At 40.6% G+C, this 25,886-nt stretch carries 23 protein-coding genes, 2 tRNA genes and 1 pseudogene; 16 read left to right on the top strand and 10 right to left on the bottom strand.

Annotated elements, in window-relative coordinates; genetic code table 11:
* Positions 1 to 39 precede the first annotated feature (39 nt).
* From lpdA to sucD, 3 genes are all read left to right on the top strand, one after another.
* The gene (gene lpdA / locus FTU79_RS05370) at positions 40 to 1,470 is read left to right on the top strand and encodes a dihydrolipoyl dehydrogenase (RefSeq protein WP_078192989.1); all 1,431 of its coding nucleotides are present in this window, start codon (positions 40 to 42) and stop codon (positions 1,468 to 1,470) included.
* A gap of 180 nt (positions 1,471 to 1,650) precedes the next feature.
* Entirely contained in the window at positions 1,651 to 2,817 is a 1,167-nt protein-coding gene (sucC, locus tag FTU79_RS05365) for an ADP-forming succinate--CoA ligase subunit beta (RefSeq protein WP_078192988.1), read from the top strand.
* 13 nt (positions 2,818 to 2,830) lie between these two features.
* On the top strand, positions 2,831 to 3,721 hold the full coding sequence (gene sucD, locus FTU79_RS05360; RefSeq protein WP_168379215.1) for a succinate--CoA ligase subunit alpha: 891 nt from the start codon (positions 2,831 to 2,833) through the stop codon (positions 3,719 to 3,721).
* 1,014 nt (positions 3,722 to 4,735) lie between these two features.
* Here sucD and FTU79_RS05355 read toward each other — a convergent pair.
* The 3 genes from FTU79_RS05355 to FTU79_RS05345 form a co-directional block, all read right to left on the bottom strand.
* A complete protein-coding gene (locus FTU79_RS05355) occupies positions 4,736 to 6,448 on the bottom strand; it encodes a flotillin family protein (RefSeq protein ID WP_180011015.1) in 1,713 nt (570 codons plus the stop codon).
* Between the two features lie 176 nt (positions 6,449 to 6,624).
* Entirely contained in the window at positions 6,625 to 7,263 is a 639-nt protein-coding gene (locus tag FTU79_RS05350) for a YqiJ family protein (protein WP_180007473.1), read from the bottom strand.
* Positions 7,264 to 7,727: 464 nt separating this feature from the next.
* A complete protein-coding gene (locus FTU79_RS05345; protein ID WP_180049124.1) occupies positions 7,728 to 8,270 on the bottom strand; it encodes a hypothetical protein in 543 nt (180 codons plus the stop codon).
* A 321-nt stretch (positions 8,271 to 8,591) separates the two neighbouring features.
* On the opposite strand from FTU79_RS05345, the gene cysD reads away from it, so the two are divergent.
* The 7 genes from cysD (at position 8,592) to FTU79_RS05310 (ending at position 13,396) form a co-directional block, all read left to right on the top strand.
* On the top strand, positions 8,592 to 9,506 hold the full coding sequence (gene cysD / locus FTU79_RS05340; RefSeq protein ID WP_078189893.1) for a sulfate adenylyltransferase subunit CysD: 915 nt from the start codon (positions 8,592 to 8,594) through the stop codon (positions 9,504 to 9,506).
* Between the two features lie 165 nt (positions 9,507 to 9,671).
* Positions 9,672 to 11,285: a sulfate adenylyltransferase subunit CysN gene (gene cysN / locus FTU79_RS05335; protein WP_180049122.1), complete on the top strand. Its 1,614-nt coding sequence runs from the start codon at positions 9,672 to 9,674 to the stop codon at positions 11,283 to 11,285.
* Positions 11,286 to 11,431: 146 nt separating this feature from the next.
* A complete protein-coding gene (locus FTU79_RS05330) occupies positions 11,432 to 11,704 on the top strand; it encodes a hypothetical protein (protein WP_180049120.1) in 273 nt (90 codons plus the stop codon).
* A gap of 41 nt (positions 11,705 to 11,745) precedes the next feature.
* On the top strand, positions 11,746 to 12,156 hold the full coding sequence (locus tag FTU79_RS05325) for a surface-adhesin E family protein (protein WP_180049118.1): 411 nt from the start codon (positions 11,746 to 11,748) through the stop codon (positions 12,154 to 12,156).
* A 130-nt stretch (positions 12,157 to 12,286) separates the two neighbouring features.
* The gene (locus tag FTU79_RS05320) at positions 12,287 to 12,808 is read left to right on the top strand and encodes a PadR family transcriptional regulator (protein ID WP_180049116.1); all 522 of its coding nucleotides are present in this window, start codon (positions 12,287 to 12,289) and stop codon (positions 12,806 to 12,808) included.
* A complete protein-coding gene (locus FTU79_RS05315) occupies positions 12,805 to 13,122 on the top strand; it encodes a DUF3861 domain-containing protein (RefSeq protein ID WP_180049114.1) in 318 nt (105 codons plus the stop codon). Before FTU79_RS05320 ends, FTU79_RS05315 begins: the two co-directional genes overlap by 4 nt.
* Positions 13,123 to 13,135: 13 nt before the next feature.
* Positions 13,136 to 13,396 carry a DUF2798 domain-containing protein gene (locus tag FTU79_RS05310; protein ID WP_180026651.1) on the top strand — a complete coding sequence of 87 codons (261 nt, stop codon included), beginning with the start codon at positions 13,136 to 13,138 and terminating at the stop codon, positions 13,394 to 13,396.
* Positions 13,397 to 13,409: 13 nt separating this feature from the next.
* Here the strand turns inward: FTU79_RS05310 and FTU79_RS05305 are convergent, their stop codons facing one another.
* Complete coding sequence (locus FTU79_RS05305) at positions 13,410 to 13,760, bottom strand: co-chaperone YbbN (RefSeq protein ID WP_180049112.1); 351 nt, start codon at positions 13,758 to 13,760, stop codon at positions 13,410 to 13,412.
* 131 nt (positions 13,761 to 13,891) lie between these two features.
* Here FTU79_RS05305 and FTU79_RS05300 point away from each other — a divergent pair, with 131 nt between their 5' ends.
* A complete protein-coding gene (locus tag FTU79_RS05300; protein WP_180049110.1) occupies positions 13,892 to 14,884 on the top strand; it encodes an NAD(P)H-quinone oxidoreductase in 993 nt (330 codons plus the stop codon).
* Positions 14,885 to 15,351: 467 nt separating this feature from the next.
* Here FTU79_RS05300 and FTU79_RS05295 read toward each other — a convergent pair.
* Positions 15,352 to 15,437: transfer RNA gene (locus FTU79_RS05295), tRNA-Leu, on the bottom strand.
* 10 nt (positions 15,438 to 15,447) lie between these two features.
* Positions 15,448 to 15,521: transfer RNA gene (locus FTU79_RS05290), tRNA-Cys, on the bottom strand.
* Between the two features lie 152 nt (positions 15,522 to 15,673).
* On the opposite strand from FTU79_RS05290, the gene folD reads away from it, so the two are divergent.
* Both folD and FTU79_RS05280 read left to right on the top strand, forming a co-directional pair.
* Positions 15,674 to 16,522 carry a bifunctional methylenetetrahydrofolate dehydrogenase/methenyltetrahydrofolate cyclohydrolase FolD gene (gene folD / locus FTU79_RS05285; protein WP_180020681.1) on the top strand — a complete coding sequence of 283 codons (849 nt, stop codon included), beginning with the start codon at positions 15,674 to 15,676 and terminating at the stop codon, positions 16,520 to 16,522.
* 265 nt (positions 16,523 to 16,787) lie between these two features.
* Positions 16,788 to 17,456, top strand: coding sequence for a methyltransferase (locus FTU79_RS05280; RefSeq protein ID WP_078189884.1), 669 nt, complete (start codon positions 16,788 to 16,790; stop codon positions 17,454 to 17,456).
* Between the two features lie 67 nt (positions 17,457 to 17,523).
* On the opposite strand, the gene FTU79_RS05275 is transcribed toward FTU79_RS05280, so the two are convergent.
* The 3 genes and pseudogenes from FTU79_RS05275 to FTU79_RS05265 form a co-directional block, all read right to left on the bottom strand.
* Complete coding sequence (locus FTU79_RS05275) at positions 17,524 to 17,952, bottom strand: hypothetical protein (protein WP_180049149.1); 429 nt, start codon at positions 17,950 to 17,952, stop codon at positions 17,524 to 17,526.
* A 198-nt stretch (positions 17,953 to 18,150) separates the two neighbouring features.
* Positions 18,151 to 19,470 carry an MFS transporter gene (locus FTU79_RS05270; RefSeq protein ID WP_078190125.1) on the bottom strand — a complete coding sequence of 440 codons (1,320 nt, stop codon included), beginning with the start codon at positions 19,468 to 19,470 and terminating at the stop codon, positions 18,151 to 18,153.
* Positions 19,471 to 19,757: 287 nt separating this feature from the next.
* A pseudogene (locus FTU79_RS05265) lies at positions 19,758 to 19,934 on the bottom strand (alpha-ketoglutarate permease); the annotation flags it as partial.
* 354 nt (positions 19,935 to 20,288) lie between these two features.
* Between FTU79_RS05265 and glpD the strand changes: the two are divergent.
* The gene (gene glpD, locus FTU79_RS05260; protein WP_180049108.1) at positions 20,289 to 21,806 is read left to right on the top strand and encodes a glycerol-3-phosphate dehydrogenase; all 1,518 of its coding nucleotides are present in this window, start codon (positions 20,289 to 20,291) and stop codon (positions 21,804 to 21,806) included.
* Positions 21,807 to 21,886: 80 nt separating this feature from the next.
* On the opposite strand, the gene FTU79_RS05255 is transcribed toward glpD, so the two are convergent.
* Positions 21,887 to 23,719 carry a phosphoenolpyruvate carboxykinase (GTP) gene (locus tag FTU79_RS05255; RefSeq protein WP_180049106.1) on the bottom strand — a complete coding sequence of 611 codons (1,833 nt, stop codon included), beginning with the start codon at positions 23,717 to 23,719 and terminating at the stop codon, positions 21,887 to 21,889.
* A gap of 412 nt (positions 23,720 to 24,131) precedes the next feature.
* Here FTU79_RS05255 and FTU79_RS05250 point away from each other — a divergent pair, with 412 nt between their 5' ends.
* Together FTU79_RS05250 and FTU79_RS05245 are read left to right on the top strand one after the other, a co-directional pair.
* On the top strand, positions 24,132 to 25,070 hold the full coding sequence (locus FTU79_RS05250) for a diacylglycerol kinase family protein (RefSeq protein WP_180049104.1): 939 nt from the start codon (positions 24,132 to 24,134) through the stop codon (positions 25,068 to 25,070).
* Positions 25,051 to 25,836 (top strand): metallophosphoesterase, encoded by a 786-nt coding sequence (locus FTU79_RS05245; RefSeq protein WP_180049102.1) that lies wholly within the window; start codon positions 25,051 to 25,053, stop codon positions 25,834 to 25,836. Before FTU79_RS05250 ends, FTU79_RS05245 begins: the two co-directional genes overlap by 20 nt.
* Positions 25,837 to 25,886 lie beyond the last annotated feature (50 nt).

Below are 25,886 nucleotides of genomic sequence, written 5' to 3'. Positions count from 1 at the left end.
GCTTAGAGCGATCCTCTAAGCCCATTTTTGGAGATACACATGTCTCAATTTGATTTAGTTGTTATTGGTGGCGGTCCTGGTGGTTATGAAGCTGCTATCCGCGCTGCTCAATTAGGCTTTAAAGTAGCTTGTATTGAAAAACGTATTCATAAAGGTAAACCATCTTTAGGTGGTACTTGCTTAAACGTGGGTTGTATCCCATCTAAAGCATTACTTGATTCATCTCACCGTTATGAAGATACCGTTCATCACTTAGATGACCACGGTATTACGACTGGTGAAGTGAAATTTGATCTTGCAAAACTACTTGATCGTAAAGACAAAATTGTTAACCAATTGACGATGGGTATTGATGGCCTACTTAAAGGCAACGGTATCGAATGGTTAAAAGGTACAGGTAAATTACTTGCAGGTAAGAAAGTTGAGTTTGTATCTCACGAAGGTGAAACTCAAATTTTAGAACCTAAATATGTAATCCTTGCATCGGGTTCTGTGCCGGTAAATATTCCTGTTGCTCCTGTAGACCAAGACATTATTGTTGACTCTACTGGTGCGCTTGAGTTCCCAGAAGTGCCTAAACGTCTTGGCGTAATCGGTGCGGGTGTCATTGGTCTAGAGCTTGGTTCTGTTTGGCGTCGTCTAGGTGCTGAAGTTGTTGTATTTGAAGCAATGGATGCATTCTTGCCAATGGCTGATAAAGCTTTGGCAAAAGACTACCAAAAAGTATTGACTAAACAAGGCCTTGATATCCGTGTTGGCGCTAAAGTTGCTGGTACAGAAGTCAATGGCCGTGAAGTTACTGTTAAGTATACGCAAGGTGGCGAAGACAAAACTCAAACTTTCGATAAATTGATCGTTTGTGTGGGCCGTAAAGCATATGCAGAAGGTTTATTGGCTGAAGATTCAGGCATTAAACTCACTGAGCGCGGTCTAGTTGAAGTAAACGATTGGTGTGCAACTTCAGTTGAAGGTGTATACGCAATTGGTGACTTGGTACGTGGTCCAATGCTTGCACATAAAGCAATGGAAGAAGGCGTAATGGCTGTTGAGCGTATCCACGGTCATGCAGCTCAAGTGAACTATGACACTATTATCTCTGTAATTTACACACACCCAGAAGCGGCGTGGGTTGGTTTAACAGAAGAGCAAGCGAAAGAAAAAGGCCACGAAGTTAAAACAGGTCAATTTGGTTTCGCTGCAAATGGTCGTGCAATGGCTGCTGGTGAAAACGCAGGCTTTGTTAAGTTTGTTGCTGATGCGAAGACTGATCGTCTACTCGGTATGCACGTGATTGGACCTGCTGCGTCTGACATCGTACACCAAGGCATGATCGCACTTGAGTTCGTATCAAGTGTTGAAGACCTACAGTTAATGACTTTCGGTCACCCGACATTCTCTGAAGTCGTTCACGAAGCTGCACTTGCAGTCGATGGGCGTGCAATTCACGCGATTCAGCGTAAACGTAAATAAGATGTAAAAAGAGCGGCTTAGGCCGCTCTTTTTTGTTTCAGATGGTTGTTTTAATTTGAATAATCATCTAAAAATAAAGATAAGAAATATTTTAAGATTTAAAAAGGTTAAAGCTGCTTTGACGGACGTCTGGGCTTTAATGGGTCATAACAAAGCGAAAAAAGAGTAAAAGGTTGTTCAATGAATCTACACGAATATCAAGCTAAAGCGTTATTAAAAAAATATGGTATGCCTGTTCAAGAAGGCGTATTTGTAACCACTGCAGAAGAAGCAGTCAAAGCTTTTGAGCAGCTGGGCGGTAAATTTGCAGTACTCAAAGCGCAAGTCCATGCTGGGGGCCGCGGTAAAGCAGGCGGCGTGAAAGTGGTAAAATCTGCGCAAGAAGCCACTGATTATGTGAATCAAATGGTCGGTTCACGCTTAGTCACTTATCAAACAGATGCATTAGGGCAGCCCGTCAGCGGTATTTTAGTATCTGAAGATGTTTATCCAGTAGAGCGTGAATTGTACCTAGGTGCTGTCGTTGACCGTTCTAGCCGCCGTGTGACCTTTATGGCATCGACTGAAGGTGGTGTGGAAATTGAAAAAGTTGCAGAAGAAACCCCTGAAAAAATTATTAAAGTTGAAGTAGATCCTCTAGTAGGTTTATTACCATTTCAAGCGCGTGAAGTGGCATTTGCTTTAAACCTAAAAGATGGTCAAGTGAATCAATTTGTCAAAATCATGTCTGCTGCGTATCAAGCATTCATTGAAAATGACTTTGCCTTATTTGAAATTAACCCGTTATCCGTACGTGAAAATGGCGAGATTTTATGTGTGGATGCAAAAATTGGTATCGACTCAAATGCTTTATATCGCTTACCAGAAATCGCAGCACTACGCGATAAAACGCAAGAAAATGAGCGTGAGCTGAAAGCCTCTGAGTTTGATTTGAACTATGTTGCCTTAGAAGGCAATATTGGTTGTATGGTCAATGGTGCTGGCCTAGCGATGGCAACCATGGACATCATTAAACTCTATGGTGGTCAACCTGCAAACTTCCTAGATGTAGGCGGTGGCGCGACCAAAGAACGCGTAATTGAAGCCTTTAAAATCATTTTGGCGGATAGTTCTGTACAAGGTGTATTAATCAACATTTTTGGTGGGATTGTACGTTGTGACATGATTGCTGAAGCAATTATTGCAGCGGTTCAAGAAGTAAATGTGACTGTACCTGTGGTTGTTCGTTTAGAAGGGAACAATGCAGAGTTGGGTGCAAAATTACTTGATGAATCAGGTTTGAAATTGATTTCTGCAAATGGCTTGGCTGATGCTGCAGAAAAAATTGTTGCTGCGGTAAAAGGCTAAGGGAGTAGAGATCATGAGCGTATTAGTTAATAAAGACACTAAAGTATTGGTACAAGGTTTTACCGGTAAAAACGGCACATTTCATTCAGAACAATCTATTGCTTACGGCACAAAAGTGGTCGGTGGTGTGACGCCGGGTAAAGGCGGTACACAACATTTGAATCTGCCCGTATTCAATACCATGAAAGAAGCGGTACGTGAAACGGGTGCAACGGCAACCTCGATTTATGTACCGGCACCATTTGTCCTAGATTCAATTATTGAATCGATTGATTCAGGTGTTGAGCTGATCGTTGTGATTACGGAAGGTGTGCCTACACTCGATATGCTAAAAGCTAAACGTTACCTAGAAACCTATGGTAATAATGCACGTCTAATTGGTCCGAACTGTCCAGGGATTATTACCCCAGGTGAATGTAAGATCGGTATTATGCCGGGGCATATTCATCAACCAGGTAAAATCGGCATTATCTCGCGTTCAGGGACGTTAACCTATGAAGCTGTAGCGCAAACCACCAAGCTGGGACTAGGTCAGTCTACCTGTATTGGGATCGGTGGTGACCCTATTCCGGGTATGAACCAAATTGATTGCTTAAAGCTGTTCCAAGACGACCCGCAAACTGAAGCGATCATCATGATTGGTGAGATTGGTGGTACAGCAGAAGAAGAAGCAGCTGAATATATCCAGTCGAATGTTACAAAGCCTGTTGTTGGTTATATCGCGGGTGTAACTGCACCTAAAGGTAAACGTATGGGGCATGCAGGGGCAATCATTTCGGGCGGTAAAGGCACAGCTGAAGAGAAATTCGCTGCCTTTGAAAAAGCGGGTATGGCTTATACCCGTAGTCCTGCTGAATTAGGTTCGACCATGTACGAAGTGCTGAAAGGCAAAGGTTTGGTTTAATCGCCATACTTAAACATCAAAAGAGAATCTTCGGATTCTCTTTTTTTTTACGCAAAAAAAAGCGTATTTCAGCCGCTATGCAAAAGCCATAAGGGCATGGCTATGTGTTCTGCTTTGGGGTGCAGTGACGCTGCATAAACGGATGGAATATTGGTTGTTCAATAACTATGAAATGTAAAGAACACATAATAATCCGAATATGTGATGATTGCGGGGATGGTCATAGGTTTATGATTTTTAAAAATAATTTCGTATAGCGTGCAGTATATTGATTTTAGGGAAAATAACTAATTTAATTGAGATTTTTAATGGATCTTTATCATCAAAGAGCTTTTTTACTTGGATGAAGCTTAATATTTTCAATAGAAATTATTTTATTTGTAATTTTCTCAAGCCTTATACAAAGGATGGTAGATCAGGAATATGAGAAGGGGGAGCTTTAAAATTGGTGAAATTTGCTATCTCAGTGATGAAATTTTTTTAAGAAAATCTACATGAGCATATACATCTATAGTCAGCTATTATTTTTTAGTTGATGGTTTGAAGTGCAAAAACCTTGTTAGGCCCTATTTTCAATTTAATAAGCAATTTCCAAGTTTTATAAAAACAATAGATAGAACAAAATGTTATCGAGCTGAATATATAGAAGTAAATATCTTATTCTGTAAGATGAGAAGGATATATCAATTAATTGATTTTAAATATTTTGTTTCATAATTTTATGCTGTTTGCTCTATAGCTTCTAAATGAGTATTTTTATGAAATACGCCATTTGTTCATTGATTTAACATCAGGCTGTGATGCGAAATATAAATGTCAGAAACCATTAAAAGCGCTCTGATAAGACAGAAAATGTTGTTCATTTCTTTGGGAGATTGTATGCCCATAAGTACAAGTATCTAAGCCATAAAAAAAGCAGTGCGGACACTGCTTTTTTAATTCATTTAGAATGTGTTGCTCAAGCAATCACTTCTGAATAAAGAGATTTGATGGAGCCCTATCTCAATCAAAAACTTAGTTTTTGCTGGTTTTTAAGCTCTGAGTTAAACCGTTAATATCGCCACCTTGGATACCAAGCTCACTCATCAAGCTATCAATCAGTGGGGCCTGGCTGCGGTAGCGTAGGGCACTATTCACCACTTGGTCTGACAAGGCAACATTACCGCTGCCTTCGTGGTGAGCATCACCTTGGCAAGAACCTGCATGACCACCATTTAGGCCATTCACTTGCAAAATCTTAATGTCATCAATGTTTTCCATTGGTTTAACACTTTCGCGAATGATTTCAGGTAAGTATTTCAGCATCGCTAAACGAATTTGCATTTCAACCTGTTCAGATGACAATACGTTGTTTGCTTCGTTCACTGCACGTGTACCTTCAGCATCAACTTGGTATTGTTTTTCCATCGCCTGAGCCAAGAGAACTTTTGCGTCAGCTTCACCTTTGGCTTTTAAGCGAACTTTTTCAGCTTCGGCTTCAGCTGCAATACGGATAGCTTCTGCATCATCTGCTGCTGCTTGTTTACCTGCTTCTGCCGCGACAGTAATGGCAATCGCATCTTTCTCCGCTTTTTCTTTCGCAGAGACCAATTCAACAGCTTTTTGACGTTCAGCTTGTTGGATTTGACGAACGGTAATGACTTCTTCTTCGGCTTTTACCGCTTGAGCACGGGCTTGATCGGCATGCGCTTTAGCTTCAGATTCAGCACGAGATTTTTCTGCAATAGCAATGGCACGGTCTTGCTCAGCCAACTCAATGGTTTTCTTTTGTTCCACTTGGGCTTGCTGAATAATTTGTGACTTTTGAATATTTTGATTTTCAACGTCACGTGCAGCAGTAATACGCTTTAAGTCAACTTCACGTTCAGCAGCAATACGCGCTTCTTCGGCTTCACGTTTTTTCGAAGCTTCTTGTGATGCAATTTCTGCAAGCTGTTCTGCACGACGAACTGAAATTTCACGTTCTTGTTGCAGTTTTGCATATTCTTCTTCACGCAAAATTTGTAGACGTGCTTGTTCTGCTTCTAAGTTCTTGGTCTTGATTGCAAGATCTGCATCTTGCTCAATCGCATTACGTTTACGACGACGGTCTTCAATGGTTTCTGTCAGTTTAGTTAAACCTTCAGCATCGAACGCATTTTGTGGGTTGAAGTATTTAAAGCCTGTTTGGTCTAAGCCAGTTAATGAAACGGTTTCAAGTTCCAAACCGTTTTTATGTAAATCTTCAGACACCACTTGCTGAACTTTTTGAACGAAGTCGACACGTTTTTCATGCAATTCTTCCATCGCCATTTCTGCGGCAACTGCACGTAGAGAGTCAACGAATTTACCTTCGACCAAATTTTTAAGCTCATTTGGTGACATGGTCTTTTGACCTAACGTTTGTGCTGCTGTAGCAATCGAATCTGCGGTTGGTTTCACACGGACATAGAACTCCGCCATCACGTCGACACGCATACGGTCACGTGTAATCAGCGCTTGGTCATCTGCACGGCGAACTTCAAGACGTAGGGTGTTCATATTGACAGGGATAATTTCATGCAGCACCGGAAGCACAATAGCACCGCCACCTAAAATCACTTTTTCACCGCCGAAGCCTGTACGCACAAATGAAATTTCTTTACTTGAGCGACGATAAAGTCGAGCAATAATAAAACCAATAAAAATAAGTGCGGCAAAAATTATCCCGACTGAAACAAGGATACCGCTTGGAATAATGTCTAACATGGACGTTTATCTCTTTTGTTGTAGTTCAAGTTAACCCTCTAAAGTGCTAACAAGTTTGGTTTAAAAATCAGTATTTTGTTGACTCATCATGACTTCGAGATTTGCTGAACGTATGACGCGTTAAATGTATTTATATGGTGTTAAAAGAACTGATCGAGCATCAATTCATTCAAAATTTAGAGCATGGTGGCTTGAAAGCCTACATTTGTTTTTTGGGTTAAAACCACTGATTGACCTTGGCTGAAAATTTCATCTTGTTCAGGTTCAACCAAAATATAATGGGTCAATCCGTGTTGATCTTTGACTTTGGCTTGAGCAGGAGACTGTGGTCGTGCATCACCCAAAATGATCGTGGCCGTTCTACCGATCAATTCATCACTATAAATGGCGGTTGTTTCATCTTGCGGTAAAATACGGGCAATGAGCATTGCGCTAAAACGTACGAAGGGCATGCACAGAAAAATACAGGCTGGTGCAATAATCCATGCACTGAACATCATACTGGTCATTTGGTTAACGATGGCTTGAATAGCAAAGCCCAACAAACTATAGACACATAAGAAAATGATGAGCCATACAAACAGTGGAATACGACCCAAATACAACCAATCGAGCACACGTGTCACGATACCTGCATCGGCATCTACACCTAGCTCTGCATTATGACCAACATCCTCAGGTAGGAATTGATCTAAGAAGCCTTGAGAACCACCCCCTAAAATTGTTAACACAATCTCAAAAAGTCCAAACAAGAACATTAAGCAGAGACTGATGCTAAACACGATATTAGACGGGTGAGTAAACAATTCCCACATTATATTTATCTCTATATTTATGCTTATAAAAAATCAAAAAAAATAATTCTGGCCGAATTTTTTTCAGTAAATAAAATAACATTATCTGTCGAAATTGTGTAAAAAAATTACAGATCAGATTAACAAAAAGTCGGCTTTTATGTGAGCTATTACTAAGTTTTTCTTTAAAAATAGTTGATCAATTAAGTCAGGATTATCTAAATCTAAAGTTAATAGTATTTCTGCTTTACCCATTTAAGATTTAAGTCATTGTGATCAATCAAATTTTCAGTCTAATTGCAGATATATAAGTGGTCGTGCTCAAGGGAGAGAAATGGCTTGTTAAAAGGCACAGAAAACAATGTTAGGAAATGTAAATTTATAAGCGTCACGGCAGTGCTGAGAGCTTTACCGTGACTTTTGATGTCATATGGAGATTTGAACTGGTGTTCAATAGAGCTATTTTTAGGTGGCTTTAACCGTTTTTATAACAATGAAGTTTGAATGCGTACTTTCATATCTAAAGCCGCTTGAACAATAAAGGTTTTCATCCACTTCACTTGTTCGCCCATCGGATTGGTTTTAATCGCAGTGTCTAAAAAGCCCATGCTTTCAAGTTGAAACAATTGCTTTTCGATCTCTTCTTCTAACTGGGTGCTATTGGCTGCGAGCGGGAAATGGATTAAGTGAAATGCTTTGGGAAAATTATAAAAAGCATAGAGCAGATTAAATGCGCGTTGATCGGCCTTTAAATTGCCAGCGCCAATTTCGTAGCCGCGATCTTGGTTGCTGTGAGTCACCCCAATCAAAAATTCGAGTTTATTGTCCAAAAGTCGTAGGCCGAACTGAAGGCCAATTTGGTCTGCACTCAGCTCATGTTGGATAAAGTTATTCAGCGGGCTGCCGTCATCATTTAAGGCTTCTTGGAGCACGAGGATGTGTGAAGAATGCTGATAAATATAGCCAGCAAGACCTGCGGCTTCAATCAGCGACTTTAAGGTTTCAAGCGTATAGTGACTATATGGCATATCAATAACTATTGGAGAGCGATATAGCTACTTTAGGTAGTTTGAGCGAGTTTGAATACTGATTGTTTAGAGGATTTAGCGATTAGTTAATTGATAAAAAATTGCGTAAACTTAAGGATCTCGGACTAGAATAATAATGAAATTGATAAGTCTATTGTATTAAATTAATTAAAATTGATAAGCAGTATCAGACAATTTGTATATGACGAATAAGAATATCAATATCACAAAACAAGCAATCGTTATGAAAGCTTAATCACTATAATGTATATATATCTTTAAAAGTGTAATAAGTACACATATTCTAAGCTGGTGTTGTCCATGTCATTAAATGAGGAAAGACTTACTCATCTTAAACAGCTTGAAGCTGAGAGTATTCATATCATCCGTGAAGTTGCTGCTGAGTTCGAAAACCCAGTCATGCTGTATTCAATCGGTAAAGATTCAGCGGTCATGCTGCATCTTGCTTTAAAAGCATTCTATCCTGCCAAACTTCCATTCCCACTACTGCATGTAGACACGGGTTGGAAATTTAAAGACATGATTACTTTCCGTGACAACATGGCAAAAGAGCATGGCTTTGATTTGATCGTGCATCAAAACAAAGAAGGTAAAGACGCAGGCGTGAATCCGTTCGATTACGGTAGCTCAAAATATACTGACATTATGAAAACTCAAGGCTTAAAACAAGCACTTGATAAATATCAGTTTGATGCGGCTTTCGGTGGTGCGCGCCGTGACGAAGAGAAATCTCGTGCCAAAGAGCGTGTTTACTCATTCCGTGATACTAAACACCGTTGGGACCCTAAAAACCAACGTCCTGAACTTTGGAATCTTTACAATGGTAAAGTGAACAAAGGCGAAAGTATTCGTGTGTTCCCATTGTCTAACTGGACTGAGTTGGATATTTGGCAATACATCTACCTCGAAAATATTAAATTGGTTCCTTTGTACTTGGCTGCTGAACGTCCAGTGGTTGAGCGTAACGGTACACTGATCATGGTTGATGATGAGCGTATGCGTTTAAACGAAGGTGAAGTGCCACAAATGAAATCGGTGCGTTTCCGTACTTTAGGTTGTTACCCACTTACAGGTGCGGTTGAATCAACTGCAACAACTTTACCGGAAATTATCCAAGAGATGCTTTTAGCCACCACATCTGAACGTCAAGGTCGTATGATCGACCATGACGAAGCAGGTTCGATGGAAAAGAAAAAGCAGGAAGGTTACTTCTAAGAATCTCATAATCTCCCTTGCGCAGCAGTGCTGCTCACCCTCTTTACGAAAGAGGGGGAACTCCCGAGAAAGAACGGAGCCAAGTCTCCCTTTCTTAAAGGGAGATTTAGAGGGATTAAAAAGATTCAGAAACCGATTTCAAAAGAATATGTGGAGCTTTGAGCAATGTCTCATCAATCAGATTTAATTAGCCAAGACATCTTGGCGTATTTAAAACAACACGAAAATAAAGACCTTCTACGTTTCCTCACTTGCGGTAACGTGGATGATGGTAAATCGACTTTAATTGGTCGTTTGCTTTACGATTCAAAATTGATTTATGAAGATCAATTACAAGCTGTGACTCGTGACTCTAAAAAAGTAGGTACAACGGGTGATGCGCCTGACTTGGCTTTACTTGTCGATGGTCTACAAGCAGAGCGTGAACAAGGTATTACCATTGACGTGGCTTACCGTTATTTCTCTACTGAAAAACGTAAGTTCATTATTGCTGACACCCCGGGGCATGAGCAGTACACACGTAACATGGCAACTGGTGCGTCGACTGCCGATTTAGCGATCATCTTGATTGATGCGCGTTATGGCGTTCAAACGCAAACTCGTCGTCACTCATTTATTGCGAGTCTTTTGGGTATTCGTAATATTGTGGTTGCTGTGAACAAGATGGACTTGGTTGAATTCTCTGAAGCGCGCTTCAATGAAATTCAAGCAGAGTACAACGAGTTCGTAAACCAATTGGGCGACCGTAAACCTGCGAACATTATCTTCACGCCTATTTCTGCGTTGAATGGTGATAACGTTGTAAACAAATCGCCAAATACGCCGTGGTACCAAGGTCAGACTTTAATGGAGACTTTGGAAACTGTTGAAATTTCGCATGATACGAGCAAGCACGAATTCCGTTTCCCAGTTCAATATGTCAACCGTCCGAACCTCGATTTCCGTGGCTTCTGCGGTACGATTGCACTTGGTGAAGTGAAAGTTGGCGATACCATTACTGCATTACCATCTGGTAAGTCGTCTACGGTTAAAGAAATTGTAACTTTTGACGGTAACTTAGACCATGCTGTTGCAGGTCAAGCGGTGACTTTAACACTGAATGATGAAATTGATATTTCACGCGGTAACGTGTTGGTAAAAGCGGGCGAACAGCCTCTAATTTCACGTTCTGCACGTGCCTCTGTGGTATGGATGACGGATGCGCCTTTAGTAGTTGGCAAACCGTATAATGTGAAGTTTGGTACACAAACTATTCCTGCGAAAGTTGCGAAAATTAACTACCGTACCAATGTAAACACATTGGAAAAAACGGAAGTTGAACAGCTTGAACTGAATGCGATTGCAGATGTAACGATTGAGTTTGATGCGCCAGTGGTATTTGACCGTTATAAAGACAGCCGTTACACAGGTTCATTTATATTTATTGACCGTTTAAGCAACGTGACTGTTGGTGCGGGTATGGTTGAGTCTGCAGTGGAATGGACTGCACACAACGAGCCTGTTACTGCTGAAGCGCGTGCTGCACGTTTAGGTCAAAAACCTGCTGCGGTAACTGTAACTGCTAAAGCCCTTGAAAATGCGCAAGCGATTGAAAGCTTGTTGATTCAACAAGGTGTGGTTGCGATTGCGAAAGCAGGTTTAACTGTAGAGCAAGTTGCGCTTGTACGTGAAACTGGTGTGGTTGTGATTACTGATAGTGCTGAAGGTACTGATGTGACTTATACAGTGGAGACTGCTGAAGAAGTTGCTGAGAAAATTGTGGAATTGGTTCGTCTGTAATAGATTGAATTGATTTAAAAAAGACCCGCTGAGAAGCGGGTTTTTTATTGTCTTGAATATAATTGCTGATAAATAAAACACTTGGATTATGTGTGATGGTTCACATAAATATTTTCTCTATAAAATGCTCTTATAGAGGGGTGTTTATGAAAAAAATATTATTTTTAATGGGGTTATGTGTATTAACTTTTAGTGTTGATGCAAAACAGGATAGTCAAAGTACTGAAAAAATTAAGCAGAAGATTATTCAGCAATCAATTGAGAATTATCCTGGTAATTGTCCTTGTCCTTACAATACTGCAAGTAATGGTAGTCGGTGTGGTAAGCGCAGTGCATATAATCGCGCAGGTGGATATATGCCACTTTGCTATCCTGAAGATGTGAGTGATCGGATGGTAAAAGAATTTATTAAGCTATAAAATGCTTTTTTGCGTTATGTATTATTAATTTGGGGGATTTTATGTTAAGAATATTTTGTGTACTTATATCTATGTGTGCATCTTCTTTAGTTTTTGCTAATGATCAATGGCAACGAATAGGTTATGACTCTGATCGTGAATTTTTTTATGAATATAATATAAACTCGATTAGCCAAGTCGCAGAATATCCTTATACAAGTAATAAAAAGGTTTGGGTGAGAAAAACTGTTGTGAATGATATATCTCAGGATGGTTTGTCTGTTGGAGATTATACAATGCAATTAATGTGGATAAATTGTTCAGCTAACACTCTTGGTTTAAAATCTATAGTAGGCTATAAAAAGACTGGTAAGGTAATTCCAAATTATAGCAATACTAATTCATATGTTCAGATGCAAGATGCTATACCCGGGACTATGGGGGAAGCGTATGTAGATAGCGTATGTAGCTGATAAGGTAATGAAACCAAAATTATATATAAGCCATTTCACAGTGGCTTTTTTTAATATCTTAAATAAAACATGACAAATAATAAATTTATGTTAAGATATATCTTAAATAATCTTAAGGTGTATCTTTGCGATGTCAAATTCAGACCTTCTCGACAGTAGCGATAGTCCAGTCAAAACCCGCAAACGCCTGTTTGAAGCAGGGCACATGAAACTATTGGTGCTGCATCTCATATCCCAAGCGCCTAAGTTCAGCTATGACATTATCAAAGATGTCGGCGCAATCGTCGGCGGCGGTTACAGTCCAAGCACAGGTACAATTTACCCAACGCTGAATTACCTCGAAGAACAGCAATACATCCATGCAGAACTGAATGCAGAAGACCGTAAACAATACAACGTTACGCAGTTAGGCCTACAGCACTTAGGTGCAGAAAAGGCCACAGTAGAGAAAATTCTGTGTCGTTTTGATACCCGTAAGCAGATTCATAACAACGAACAATACGTTGATATCAAACGTGCGATGGAAAACCTAAAAGCATCATTGCGTATCAAAATTCAGCACTGTGAACTGACACCTGAACAGGTCTATGCCATTGCAGAAAAAATCGATCAGGCGGCCGTCGAAATCAGCCGTATGGAGGTAACACAATGAAGCAGCATCAATATGAAATCACGCTCAAACACATTGCCGATGCACAGGGCAATCCATCGACCTATACCGAAGCTTTGCAGTTTAATGCTTACAACCATGATGACATGTTTAAGGTGCTAGAGCATTTGACTAAAGCGCAGTTATTAGATGATGAAAAAACCAAAGCCTTTGCCGTGGGGCTGAAACTGTTTGGTGAAACCTTGCTGGAAAATAAAGACCTTCCTTTATTTAAAGATTTCATGCCGCATTTTGGTCAGTTTATGAAAACACTGAAACAAACCGTAAAAGCCCAGAACGCAGCCCAAGACGAATAATAGGTATTTACAGATGAATCAACTCCCAAAATTTCATCCCAAACACATGACTTGGCTGATGCCCCTAATTCTGTCCGGTATTATGAGTGGCTCAATTTCTTGCTTTAACATGCTGATGAATAAAGGCTTAGTTGAAGGCTTTCTTGGCATTTGGCTGCGCGCATGGAGCATGTCGTGGATGATGGCCTTTCCGCTCATTTTGATCGTGTTGCCATTGGTGCGTAATACGCTAATGAAGTTTGTACGCCTACCAAATGAGCCTGCATCCAAATAAAAGGTACATCTATTTAGTCATGAGTTGAGTGTGACTGCATCGCATCTTGAATGATGGCTGTTAATTCAGTCAGTGATTTGACACCTGCAATACGTTGAATCACTTTCCCGCGATAAAACAGCAAGGTAGAGGGTAGTCCATAAACGTTATAACGCAATGTCAGTATCGGTGAGGAATCAATATTCACTTTGCCAAATTTAAGCCGTGTATGCTGCGCTGACATTTGACTTGCGCACTGCTCAAATACTGGGAAGTTCTGTACACAGGGCGCGCACCAGTCTGCATAGAAACGAATCACGGCAAAACCATCAAACCATTCATAGTCGCTGGCGTTATCTTCATTGTATTCAAAGATCTGAGACATGCTTGCCCTATTATTCATTTACGAAATACAGTACAGATTATACATAAGTCCATGTTTATTCATTCTGCGGCATTTCTATGTTCAAATAGTGCAGAGATAGATGAATAGTCAATAATTGAAAAGGAAAAACAATGTCACAGCAAAGCATGCAGCAGGTCATTATTACTGAACCGGGTGGTGTCGATAAACTGGCCTATGAAAGCGTTGCCATCCCAGAAGCGAAAGCAGATGAAGTGTTGGTAAAAGTGCATGCCTTTGGCATCAACCGTCCAGACATCTTGCAGCGTCAAGGTTTATACCCAATGCCGAAAGGCGTAACGCCAGTACCGGGTTTAGAGGTTGCAGGCGAAGTAGTTGCTGTCGGTGCGGATGTTACTTTGTTTAAGGTGGGCGATAAGGTTTGCGGTTTAACCAATGGTGGCGGTTATGCAGAATATTGCGTGGTGCCTGAAAGCCAAACCATTGCGATTCCTGAAGGCGTCAGCTTTACTCAAGCTGCAGCGATTCCTGAAACATTCTTTACCGTTTGGGCGAATGTATTCCAAATGGGCAAAGCCAAAGCAGGTGAAACGGTGCTGATTCATGGTGGAACCAGTGGTATTGGAACTACGGCAATCATGCTGTGTAATGCGTTGGGCATGAAAACCTTTGCAACAGTCGGTTCAGATGAAAAAGTGGCAGCGATCTCTGATATCACGCATGCGATTAACTACAAGACTCAAGACTTTGAGCAAGTGATTAATGAAGCGACCAATGAGCAAGGTGTAGATGTCATTTTAGATATTGTTGGCGCACCGTATTTGGCGCAGAACCTCAATCTATTACGTCGTGATGGTCGTTTGGTCTATATCGCATTTTTAGGTGGTGCAAAGGCCAAAGAGGTGAAACTGGGTCAAATCATGATGAAGCGTTTGACCATTACAGGCTCAACCATGCGTGCGCGTAATACTGCAGAAAAAGCAGAGATTGCCAAAGGCATTCAGGAAAATGTTGTTCCGTTATGGTCTAAAGGTGAATGCCTGCCAATGATTTACAAAACATTTAAGTTTGACCAAATTCAAGAAGCACATGCAGCCATGGATACAGGCGAGCATGTGGGTAAGATTGTGGTTGAAGTGATCTAAAGGATTATTTTTAAAACGCGATGTATTTGCAGGGTGTTTTAAAATAATTAAAGAGGGCAATGTCCCTCTTTTTTATTGTATTCCTATCTGATTTGACGCAGTAACATCAAAAGCACAATTTGATTCAAATAAAAGAATGATACGCGGTAAGGTCATCCGCAAGTGTATGAGACAGGGTTGTTTTTAATCAAAAATGTTTTTGCAATACTTTGAATAAGTAGACGCTAGTGAACGAGTTTTGCGGATGACAATGGTTTTGGGTACTTTTGCCGAAACGAAAGTACCTCCAGCCGAAGGCTAATCCCTTTATTCAATCCCTAGATGTAAGACTCTGTCGAGTAGATTTAAATATCGGTAAATAATGTGAAATTACTTTTACGTGCGTAACATCTGTTGCTAAATTTTAGGCATAAAAAAACCAGCTTATCGCTGGGTTCTTTATTACACCATCTTCAGTAGTAGAAGAATGGTGCCCGAGGCCAGACTCGAACTGGCACGCTTTGTGGGCGGGGGATTTTAAATCCCCTGTGTCTACCGATTTCACCACTCGGGCTTAACAAGATTGGAGGCGGAGGTCGGAATCGAACCGGCGTACACGGAGTTGCAGTCCGCTGCATGACCACTCTGCCACCCCGCCATGTCTTGTTGATGCGTATATTAGCAAGCTCTGAAAAAAAAACAATAGCAGATTCATCTGTATGAGCATAAAAGCAGCATACAAGGTAAAAAATTTAAAATAATCATGTATTATGTGCAAAATTGATTCATATCATCACTTGGAGAAGTGCCGTGGCATTAGTTTTAGATGGTCGTGCATTGGCGAAGAAAATTGAAGCTGACTTGTTGACTCGCGTAGAAGCGCTAAAAGAGAAAACTGGTCGTACCCCAATTCTTGCGACTATTTTGGTAGGTGACGATGGTGCATCTGCAACTTATGTACGAATGAAAGGGAATGCTTGCCGCCGAGTTGGTATGGATTCATTAAAAGTTGAGCTTCCTAAAGAAACCACAACTGAGCAATTGCTTGCTGAAATTGAAAAATTGAATGCAAATCCAGATGTTCACGGTATTTTGTTACAACACCCAGTACCTGCTCAAATTGATGAGCGTGCATGTTTCGATGCGATCTCTCTTGAAAAAGACGTAGATGGCGTGACTTGCTTAGGTTTTGGTCGTATGGCGATGGGTGAAGCTGCGTATGGTTCTGCGACTCCTGCAGGTATCATGACCATTCTAAAAGAAAACAACATTGAAATCGCAGGGAAACACGCGGTTGTTGTGGGTCGTTCTGCAATTTTGGGTAAACCAATGTCTGCGATGCTACTTGAAGCGAATGCAACAGTGACCACTTGCCACTCACGTACTCAAAACTTAGCTGACTTTGTTAAGCAAGCTGACATTATTGTGGGTGCGGTAGGTAAAGCTGAATTAATTCAAAAAGATTGGATCAAACCGGGTGCAGTGGTTGTTGACGCTGGCTTCCATCCACGTGATGGCGGCGGTGTAGGTGATATCCAATTGGTGGGTATTGAAGACGTTGCTTCTGCTTATACACCTGTTCCGGGTGGTGTAGGTCCAATGACCATTACAACGTTGATTCGTCAAACTGTTGAAGCTGCTGAAAAAGCGTTGGGTTAATCTTTTAATTAAAAGATATTTATGTCACAACGGAGTCTTACCGTTATGACTTTTAAATGTAAGAAGACCGTATGTTACTTTTGTTTCGGCAAAAGTAACCAAAACCATTTGTCATCTGCTGAACTCGACATAATCAGTTTTTTGATTAATGGTGTCGCAGAAAAAGTGTTCATTCGATTGAGGTCTGTCTCGCACAGCAGCAGATGACGATGTCGCGTATCTGATACGTTTATAAATTCAAATAAAATCATCCCCAAGGCTTAATATGAGCTGTACTTTCCAATTTCCTAAAGCCCCTGAACATTTACTTAAAGCACTTCATGAAGTCATTCCGCATTGTGAATTACATGCACAACAGTTGCCTGAAACCCCGATTTCTCTATGGTTGATTCCACCGGTATTTCCAACCGATAAATTGGATGATGAAGTCATTCGCCGTATATGGAATGACACGCCGTATTGGATCTTTTGTTGGGCTTCAGGACTTGCTATGGCGCAGTGGTTATTGGCTGAGCCGCATCATGTCAAAGATAAAGTGGTATTGGACTTTGGTGCAGGTTCAGGTGTGGTGGCGATTGCAGCAAAAATGGCAGGGGCGAAACGCGTGATCTGCTGTGACATCGACCAAGTGAGCCTAGATGCATGCCGTGCCAATGCAGAGCTAAACAATGTTGAACTCGAATATTTAGATGATCTGTATAAAGCGGAGCAAGTCGATATTTTATTGGCTGCCGATGTGCTGTATGACCAATGCAATCGTTTCTTTTTGGATGAGTTTTTAAAGTTTGCTCCTGAAGTGTGGGTGGCAGACAGTCGTGTGAAAAACTTTAGTCATCCTAAATATGAAAAACTCGATGAACGAAGCGCGACAACATGGCCTGATTTGGATGAATCACCTGAGTTTCGTAATGTGAGTTTTTATAAAACCCTATAAATATTAAACCCATAAAAAATAAGACGCTTTAAGCGTCTTATTTTTATCTTTTGAACAGCAAATTTGATTAAGAACAGGTATAGCGAACCACACGTAAGGTTGCAGGGCGAGCATCGAGTGCATCACGCGCGCCTAAGTTTTCAGAGTTACGTAGATCAGGAGTATTTGATAGACCGAAGTTCGCACGTGTATTACCAATTTGACGGCCGTACTGGGTATTTTCCAAAGCAGGATTTGCAATTTCGTTCACGCTTAAGATTTGTAATTTATAGGTCTTTTGCGTATTTAATACTTTTTGGCAAGCACGTTGTAATTTATTGGCATCCAGTTGTTGGTTTTGGCGACCCGCTAAAGTATATGCAAGTGTTGCGCTATCTGCAGATTTGGACTCTATTTGAAAGCCCGTTTGACCATTAAAAGCACGTGGAGTGCTTTGGCAAGCAGCCATCGACATTGCAACAATACTCAAACTTAAAACTTTGTAAATATTTTTCATCATTCATTCGCCGTCTTTATTTGTATGCTCAGTATGCCATAGTCCGTCTGTCGACTCGATGGCGAAAACAAAGAAAGCCAAAGAAGTTTGATTAAATCTTTGATGCAGCCGAAACGATGAGTAGATGGAAATGGAGATAAAAAAAGCTCATCAAAATAGGCTTTGATGAGCTTAAGTGGAATAGCAGGGCTGAGCGACTTAATCGTCAGTGATCATGCTATGTTTTTTCGTATCTTTCATGAAGACATACGTGATCAAAGATAAACCAATCATGAACGTAATGTAGTAGAAGAAGTAGTTTTCATGGCCTGCATTTTTGAAGCTCAAAGCCACAAGTTCTGCTGTACCACCAAAGAGTGTATTTGCAATGGCATAAGGCAATGCAACACCTAGGGCACGGATGTGTGCAGGGAACAACTCTGCTTTTACTACGGCATTAATCGCAGTATAACCAGTGACAATCACCATACCGCTCATGCAAAGCATAAATGCTGTGGTTGGGCTGGTAGTTGAACCGATACCATTGAAAATAGGAATGGTAAACAGCACACCAAGCACACCAAAGGCGATCATAATTGGCTTACGACCAATTTTGTCTGAAAGCGCACCGACAGCAGGTTGTAAAAGCATGAAGATGAAAATTGCAGCAGTGGTAATTTCAGTTGCTGTGGTTTTTTCAAAGCCAGACGTGTTGACCAAATATTTTTGTAAATATGTGGTAAAAGTGTTGAACGCTAAAGTACCACCGGCAGTCAACATGATCACAGTGAAGGCTTGTTTAGGGTATTTGGTAAATAACGCTAAAGCACCTGATTTTGGACCACCATTTTTAGCTTGTTCTTGAGCTTCTTTAGAGGATTGAGTTTCAACTAAACCGCGACGAATCCAGAACACCACAATAGCGAGTAATGCACCGATGAAGAACGGAACACGCCAGCCCCATTCAGTTAAAGCTTGTTCTGAGAAATTGCGTTGTAAGATAATTAAAACGCAAAGTGCCAATAGCTGACCTGAAATCAGTGTGACATATTGGAAACTTGAGAAGAAGCCACGATGGTTTTTACCTGCCATTTCAGTCAAATAGGTGGCACTAGAACCATATTCACCACCAACACTTAAGCCTTGGAGTAAACGCGCTAAAAGTAGAATAGCGGGTGCGAGCATGCCTACAGAATCATAGGTTGGTGCACATGCGATCATCAGTGAGCCGACACACATCAACGATACAGACAGCGTTAAACCTGCTTTACGACCTTTACGGTCCGCATAAATACCCATGACCCATGCGCCGATTGGACGCATTAAGAAACCGAGTGCAAAGACTGCAGCTGCTTGTAAGAGTTTTACAGTATTGTCACCGTCAGGGAAAAATTGCGGTGCAAAGTAAAGGGTAAAGGCAGCGTAGACATACCAGTCGTACCATTCAACGAGGTTGCCGGCAGATCCGCCGAGGATAGATTTGACACGAGTTTTTCTATCCAATTGTTCAGGAACAACTGGCTCAGATGAGTTTGACACATCATTCTCCAAGGAATGAATGCAAAACATATCCATTTAAACTCTTTGGGAAAAGTTTAAATCAATATATTTTGTCGAAATGGGAGATGGAACTATATTTATTTAATTTATACTCCTGTTGTCGCAGAAAATCATGCGACTTTAGTCTATAAAATGCGATTTTTTTGATCAGATAGATTTTTCACGACTAAATGAAAACAACAAAGCCTCATCGATTGAGGCTTTGATTGGAAAAACATGCTGTTTTTGATCAGCTTGATCAATAAGTCATCATCAAATGAACCTGATCAATGCTCCTGAATTTTGGAATGGTGTTTGGTGTCTTTCATAAAGACGTAGACCAATAATGAAATAAAAATCATGATGGTTACATAGATGAAGAACCATGTCTCATAGCCAGCTTCTTTGAAACTTAGGGCAAAAAATTCTGCAGTACCACCAAAGATGGTATCTGTAAGTGCATAAACGGGGTACATCAAAACTGAAGGCTTCTGCAGCTGAACATGCAATATATAAAAGCTTGAAATAAAATTTTAAAAAAGATTAGGTTGAAAAAAAATACAAATCAACAACTTGTCATGAATTTTGCTTTGAATAATGGTTTGGGCCTTAAAATGATTGATTTCATACTTGAGCCAGCAGGCTTTTAAACGTACATTTAAAATATAACTTCTCATTTAATGAGGAATACAAAAACTCAGCGTACAGATATCTTGATCAAAATAGGTACTTGATCAAAAAAGCATGATCAATGAGAAAAATAATAAAGCAAAGAAAACGAAGCATTGTTGAATAAAAAGACATAGCGGGAGGGAGCGATGAATACACAACAACAATCAATATATGACATGGTGGTCATTGGTGGTGGAATAAATGGTGTTGGTATTGCCTGTGATGCAGCGGGGCGGGGTTTAAGTGTTTTGCTCTGTGAAAAAGACGATCTCGCGAGCCACACTTCATCTGCAAGTAGCAAATTAATTCATGGTGGTCTGCGCTATTTGGAACATAAAGAATTTCGTTTGGTACGTGAAGCACTGGCAGAACGCGAAGTTCTGCTTAAAAAAGCCCCTCATATTATTCGACCGATGCGTTTTATCATGCCACATGAACCGCACTTACGTCCGGCTTGGCTGATTCGGACTGGATTATTCTTTTATGATTATTTGGGTAAGCGAGAACAGCTTTCAGGCTCAAATGGTATTGAATTTGATGTGGAAGCTAGTCCTTTAGCATCCAAATTTACCCGAGGGTTCGAATATTCCGATTGTGCAGTGGATGACGCACGCTTGGTTGTACTTAATGCGATACAAGCACGGGAACATGGTGCACAGATTCTGACTCGAACAGAATGTTTAAATGCATATAGTAAAGGTGGCATTTGGCGAGTGTGTTTAAAAAATGCTAAGGGTTTGCAAAATGTGCAGGCTAAAGTATTGGTGAATGCGGCAGGTCCTTGGGTTGCTGACTTTATAAAACAGGGGTTAAAGCAAGAGTCACCTTATAGTATACGGCTGATACAAGGTAGCCATATTATTGTGCCAAAGCTCTTTGACGGTGATAAAGCTTTTATTATGCAAAATGATGATCATCGCATTGTTTTTGCGATCCCATATTTAGAACAATTTACTCTGATCGGTACGACAGATCGTGAATATCATGCAGACCCAAATCGAGTAAAGATAAGCCAAGAAGAAATCGATTACTTGCTTGATGTGTCAAATGATCACTTTAAAACTCAATTGACGCAAACGGACATCATTTCAACTTATTCAGGTGTGCGTCCGCTGTGTGATGATGAGTCAGATAATCCAGCCGCAGTCACGCGAGATTATACTTTGGCACTGACCGATGTAGAAGGGGCTGCATTACTTTCAATCTTTGGTGGCAAACTTACCACTTACCGAAAACTAGCAGAAGCGGCATTAGATCAGCTTAAAACTGTTTTTCATCATCGATCCAAACCTTGGACTGCTGATACAGCATTGCCTGGTGCGGAAAATTTAGAATCAATCGAGCAGTTGATAGCTGAAATCCAACAAAAAGTGCGAGGGGTTTCGATCAGTCTAGCCAGTCGTTGGGCGCATGCTTATGGAACACGTGTCTGGATTTTGCTGAATCATTTAACTTCGATTGATGAGCTTGGGCAAAACTTCGGGCATGGCTTGTATGCTCAAGAAGTAGATTATTTGGTTGAGCATGAGTGGGCGAGAAGCTCTGAAGATATTTTGCAAAGACGCACAAAGTTATATTTGCAATTCAGTGCATCTGAAGTTGATGTTTTGGACGAGTACTTAATGGCAATACGTATAAAGCAAAAAGCTCAAGATGTGGCTTAGTTGATATAAAAAAGACCGCGCAAGGCGGTCTTTTAAATCTTTCTTAATCCCTCTTTTAAAGGAGGGAAATTAAAGGCCAATTAAGCAGATTTTTTTACAGCTTCTAAAAGTTCGTCTTGACGTACTTTAAGTGCTTTTGGTAAGCGATCACCAAGTTTGTTGAACAATTCAGTGTGGCTTTCAAGTTCTTTGATCCATTGATCTTTATCTTGAGAAGTTACAAGCTCGAATTGCTCTTTAGTGAAGTCTGAACCAGTCCAGTTCAATTGTTCGTATGTTGGAACAAGGCCGATAGGTGTTTCAACAGCGTCTGCACGACCTTCACAACGGTCAATGATCCACTCAAGAACACGCATGTTTTGACCGAAACCAGGCCATACAAAGTTACCTTCAGCATCACGACGGAACCAGTTCACGTTGTAGATACCAGGAAGTTTATTGCCAGCAGCTTTAGCTTTAGCAGCAACTTCTTCACCAAGTTCTAACCAGTGAGAGAAGTAGTCAGCCATGTTGTAACCCGCAAATGGAAGCATTGCGAATGGGTCACGACGAACGATACCTTGTTTACCAACAGCAGCAGCAGTTGTTTCAGAGCCCATAGTTGCAGCTTTGTAAACACCGTCAACCCAGTCAAATGCTTCTGAAATTAGAGGCACTGTGTCTGCACGACGACCACCGAAGATGAACGCAGAAATTGGAACACCTGCTGGATTTTCCCAGTCAGCATCAATAGAAGGACACTGACCAGCTGAAACAGTGAAACGAGCATTTGGATGAGCTGCTTTTTCTTCGCCGGTGTGTGGTTGACCTTTCCAGTTAGTTAGATTAGCAGGTACTTCTTTAGAAAGACCTTCCCACCATACTTCACCGTTGTCAGTTACAGCAACGTTAGTATAGATTACGTCTTTATGAAGAGTCGCCATACAGTTCGGGTTAGTCTTGGTATTTGTACCAGGTGCTACACCGAAGAAACCAGCTTCAGGGTTGATTGCATATAAACGACCATCTTCACCTGGTTTGATCCAAGCAATATCATCACCTACAGTTTCAATTTTCCAACCTTCGTAACCCGCTGGTGGAATCAACATCGCGAAGTTTGTTTTACCACACGCAGAAGGGAATGCAGCTGCGATGTAGTGTTTTTCGCCTTGTGGGTTTGTCACGCCAAGGATGAGCATGTGTTCAGCTAACCAACCTTGTTGACGACCCATAGAAGATGCAATACGTAAAGCTAGGCATTTTTTACCCAACAATGCGTTACCGCCGTAACCAGAACCGTAAGACCAGATTTCACGAGTTTCTGGGTAATGAACGATGTATTTTTCAGGGTTGCAAGGCCAAGCAACGTCTTTTTGACCTTCTTCAAGCGGAGCACCAACAGTGTGTACGCAAGGAATGAAGTCACCGTCAGTACCAAGTACGTCATAAACAGCTTTACCCATACGAGCCATTTTAGACATGCTTACAGCAACGTAAGGAGAATCAGTAAGTTCGATACCGATGTGAGCAATATGAGAACCTAAAGGACCCATAGAGAAAGGAACAACGTACAAAGTACGGCCTTTCATTGAACCGTCAAATAAACCATTCAGACGAGCACGCATTTCAGCTGGAGCTTCCCAGTTGTTTGTTGCGCCTGCATCTTCTTGTTTTTCAGAACAGATGTAAGTACGACCTTCAACACGAGCAACGTCAGAAGGATCAGAATTAGCAAGGTAAGAACCAGGATGTTTTTCTTGGTTAAGTTCTTGCATAGTGCCGTTAGCGATCATCAAGTCGATATAACGTTGATATTCTTCTGCGCTACCGTCACACCATTCGATTTTTGCTGGTTTGGTTAATTTGGCAATTTCTTCCACCCAAGCAATTAGCTTAGGGTGACGAACGAATTCTGGTGCGTTCACTTGGGTCATGGTGAGGCCTATCTCAAAAATGTACTAACCGTACAAAGTATAATCTGCATCATGGGTTACATCATGCAGATAAAAGATGAAAAAAAGTGGCTGTATTAAAGCATAAAATCATAAAAAAAATAAGACTAAAGAAGTGGTAGATTTTTTTTGGTAGTTAATGCTATTTAAGTTAAATGTAAATAAAATACAATAACTTAATAGATTTTATCGCGAATTTTAACTTTATTTATTAACGTGATGGACAATATTTTATATATTTATTTTTAATAAAAACAAAAAGTTGCATGTATTTGATATTTGAGAATTATTATTGATTAAATAAATGGTGGTAATTCGATTTTTACATAAAGGCGCTATTATTTGCTGTTAAATTCGACAAAATACAAAACTAAGCGGCCAAGATGTATAAAAAGTGATTAAACAAGCCAAGCCTTTATCTATTATTTATAATAAAAAATCAGGATTTCATGCTGCAAACAAAGATGAAGTCTACGAGGAACTTGTGCGGATATTATCCGATCATGATTTCGAAATACAGTCTTTTGAGCTTGGGCAGGAAGCCAGTTTTGATACTTTAATGAGCAAGGTGTTTGCACGCCACCAAGACCCAGATAATTTGGGCGTTGTCGTTGCTGCAGGTGGTGATGGAACCTTAAATGCAGTTGCTCATCGGTTGATGCATACCGATATTCCAATGGGGATCTTACCTTTAGGCACATTTAATTATGTGGCGCGCGTACTCAATATTCCTCTCGATTTAATTCAAGCAGCACAGGTCATTGCGACAGGCAATAATCGACAGGTACATGTGGCGCAAATCAATGAACATATCTATTTAAACAATGCCAGTTTGGGCTTGTATCCTTTATTTATACAAAAAAGAGAATTTTATAATCAGAAGTTTGGGCGTTTCCCATTGCATGCTTATACCTCAGGTTTGGATGTGCTGATTCGAGATCGTAAAGAGCTGAAATTGGAAATCGAAGTGGATCATCATATTTATCCAGTCAAAACGCCCTTGATTTTTTTTGGCAATAATCAATTGCAATTGGCCGATTTAAACTTGCAAATCGCTAAAGATGCAGAGGCAGGTAAAGTTGCAGGTGTGGTTGTCGCAAAAAGTGATAAGAAAACGTTATTTAAAATTTTATGGCAATTGATCCGTGGCAATATCGACAATGCACCAGATGTGTATAGTTTTGCCGCTGATGAAGTCACCATACATACCCAACGAAAAAAAATGACCGTTGCTGTGGATGGTGAGATTGTAGAAATGAAACCGCCGCTTAAAATTCGAGTGCAAAAACAAGCCTTAAAGATACGGGTGCCACATGATACTGCATCTGTCTGATCTGCATTTCGGCACTGAAAAGCCAGAGTGTATGCGCGCTATTCAGCAATTTTGTCGTGAACAGCGTATCGAGGCCGTGGTTGCCAGTGGAGACTTGACCCAGCGTGCGCGTTATCGTCAGTTTTATGCATGTAAGCAATTTTTAGAAAGCTTAAAGCTGCCTTATATCGTTGTGCCGGGGAATCATGATATTCCGCTATATCATTTATGGAACCGTGTTTTTAGCCCTTTTGCACGTTATCAACTTTTTTTTGGTGCCATGGAAAATGTACTGGAAACCGAGCATTTTTATTTAATTGGGATCAATAGTATTCGCCGTCGTTACCATACGCGAGGGCATGTATCGCTCGAGCAAATATATCATGTCGAGGAATTACTTAGACATGCGCCGCCCAATAAAGTGAAATTAATCATAGCGCATCAACCTTTTTATACGCCGCCCAATGACCCGCATGGTGTGAAAGATTGTCCTGTTCAAGGGCGTTTGGCACTCGAACAGTGGAGTCAACACGGTTTAAATGGTTTATTGCATGGACATTTACATGTTCCAGCCAGCTATGACCTCAATCAGATTTATGCTTTAGGTGCTGCGCATCCAGTTTGGGATATTCATGCTGGAACTGCAACGTCATATCGCCTACACGATAACCTTGCCAACAGTTTTAATGTCATTGATGAGCAGATGAATGTGCAGCATTATTTTTATCATTCAAAGTTAAAAATATTCGAAGAAAATCTTAGTACTTATATTTTGGATGAGCTTTAATCCTTTAAATTTAAATTTTGAAGAAAAAAAATACAAAAAAATGAAAAAAA

It is taken from the genome of Acinetobacter sp. YH12144, from assembly GCF_013418345.1.
Taxonomy (GTDB): domain Bacteria; phylum Pseudomonadota; class Gammaproteobacteria; order Pseudomonadales; family Moraxellaceae; genus Acinetobacter; species Acinetobacter amyesii.
This window is presented reverse-complemented; position numbering and strand designations above follow the sequence as displayed.

Bases quoted from the DNA above. Each gene is read 5' to 3' on its own strand.
- lpdA (WP_078192989.1), top strand. From the start codon at position 40: ATGTCTCAATTTGATTTAGTTGTTATTGGTGGCGGTCCTGGTGGTTAT.
- sucC (WP_078192988.1), top strand. From the start codon at position 1,651: ATGAATCTACACGAATATCAAGCTAAAGCGTTATTAAAAAAATATGGT.
- sucD (WP_168379215.1), top strand. From the start codon at position 2,831: ATGAGCGTATTAGTTAATAAAGACACTAAAGTATTGGTACAAGGTTTT.
- FTU79_RS05355 (WP_180011015.1), bottom strand. From the start codon at position 6,448: ATGTTAGACATTATTCCAAGCGGTATCCTTGTTTCAGTCGGGATAATT.
- FTU79_RS05350 (WP_180007473.1), bottom strand. From the start codon at position 7,263: ATGTGGGAATTGTTTACTCACCCGTCTAATATCGTGTTTAGCATCAGT.
- FTU79_RS05345 (WP_180049124.1), bottom strand. From the start codon at position 8,270: ATGCCATATAGTCACTATACGCTTGAAACCTTAAAGTCGCTGATTGAA.
- cysD (WP_078189893.1), top strand. From the start codon at position 8,592: ATGTCATTAAATGAGGAAAGACTTACTCATCTTAAACAGCTTGAAGCT.
- cysN (WP_180049122.1), top strand. From the start codon at position 9,672: ATGTCTCATCAATCAGATTTAATTAGCCAAGACATCTTGGCGTATTTA.
- FTU79_RS05330 (WP_180049120.1), top strand. From the start codon at position 11,432: ATGAAAAAAATATTATTTTTAATGGGGTTATGTGTATTAACTTTTAGT.
- FTU79_RS05325 (WP_180049118.1), top strand. From the start codon at position 11,746: ATGTTAAGAATATTTTGTGTACTTATATCTATGTGTGCATCTTCTTTA.
- FTU79_RS05320 (WP_180049116.1), top strand. From the start codon at position 12,287: ATGTCAAATTCAGACCTTCTCGACAGTAGCGATAGTCCAGTCAAAACC.
- FTU79_RS05315 (WP_180049114.1), top strand. From the start codon at position 12,805: ATGAAGCAGCATCAATATGAAATCACGCTCAAACACATTGCCGATGCA.
- FTU79_RS05310 (WP_180026651.1), top strand. From the start codon at position 13,136: ATGAATCAACTCCCAAAATTTCATCCCAAACACATGACTTGGCTGATG.
- FTU79_RS05305 (WP_180049112.1), bottom strand. From the start codon at position 13,760: ATGTCTCAGATCTTTGAATACAATGAAGATAACGCCAGCGACTATGAA.
- FTU79_RS05300 (WP_180049110.1), top strand. From the start codon at position 13,892: ATGTCACAGCAAAGCATGCAGCAGGTCATTATTACTGAACCGGGTGGT.
- FTU79_RS05280 (WP_078189884.1), top strand. From the start codon at position 16,788: ATGAGCTGTACTTTCCAATTTCCTAAAGCCCCTGAACATTTACTTAAA.
- FTU79_RS05275 (WP_180049149.1), bottom strand. From the start codon at position 17,952: ATGAAAAATATTTACAAAGTTTTAAGTTTGAGTATTGTTGCAATGTCG.
- glpD (WP_180049108.1), top strand. From the start codon at position 20,289: ATGAATACACAACAACAATCAATATATGACATGGTGGTCATTGGTGGT.
- FTU79_RS05255 (WP_180049106.1), bottom strand. From the start codon at position 23,719: ATGACCCAAGTGAACGCACCAGAATTCGTTCGTCACCCTAAGCTAATT.
- FTU79_RS05245 (WP_180049102.1), top strand. From the start codon at position 25,051: ATGATACTGCATCTGTCTGATCTGCATTTCGGCACTGAAAAGCCAGAG.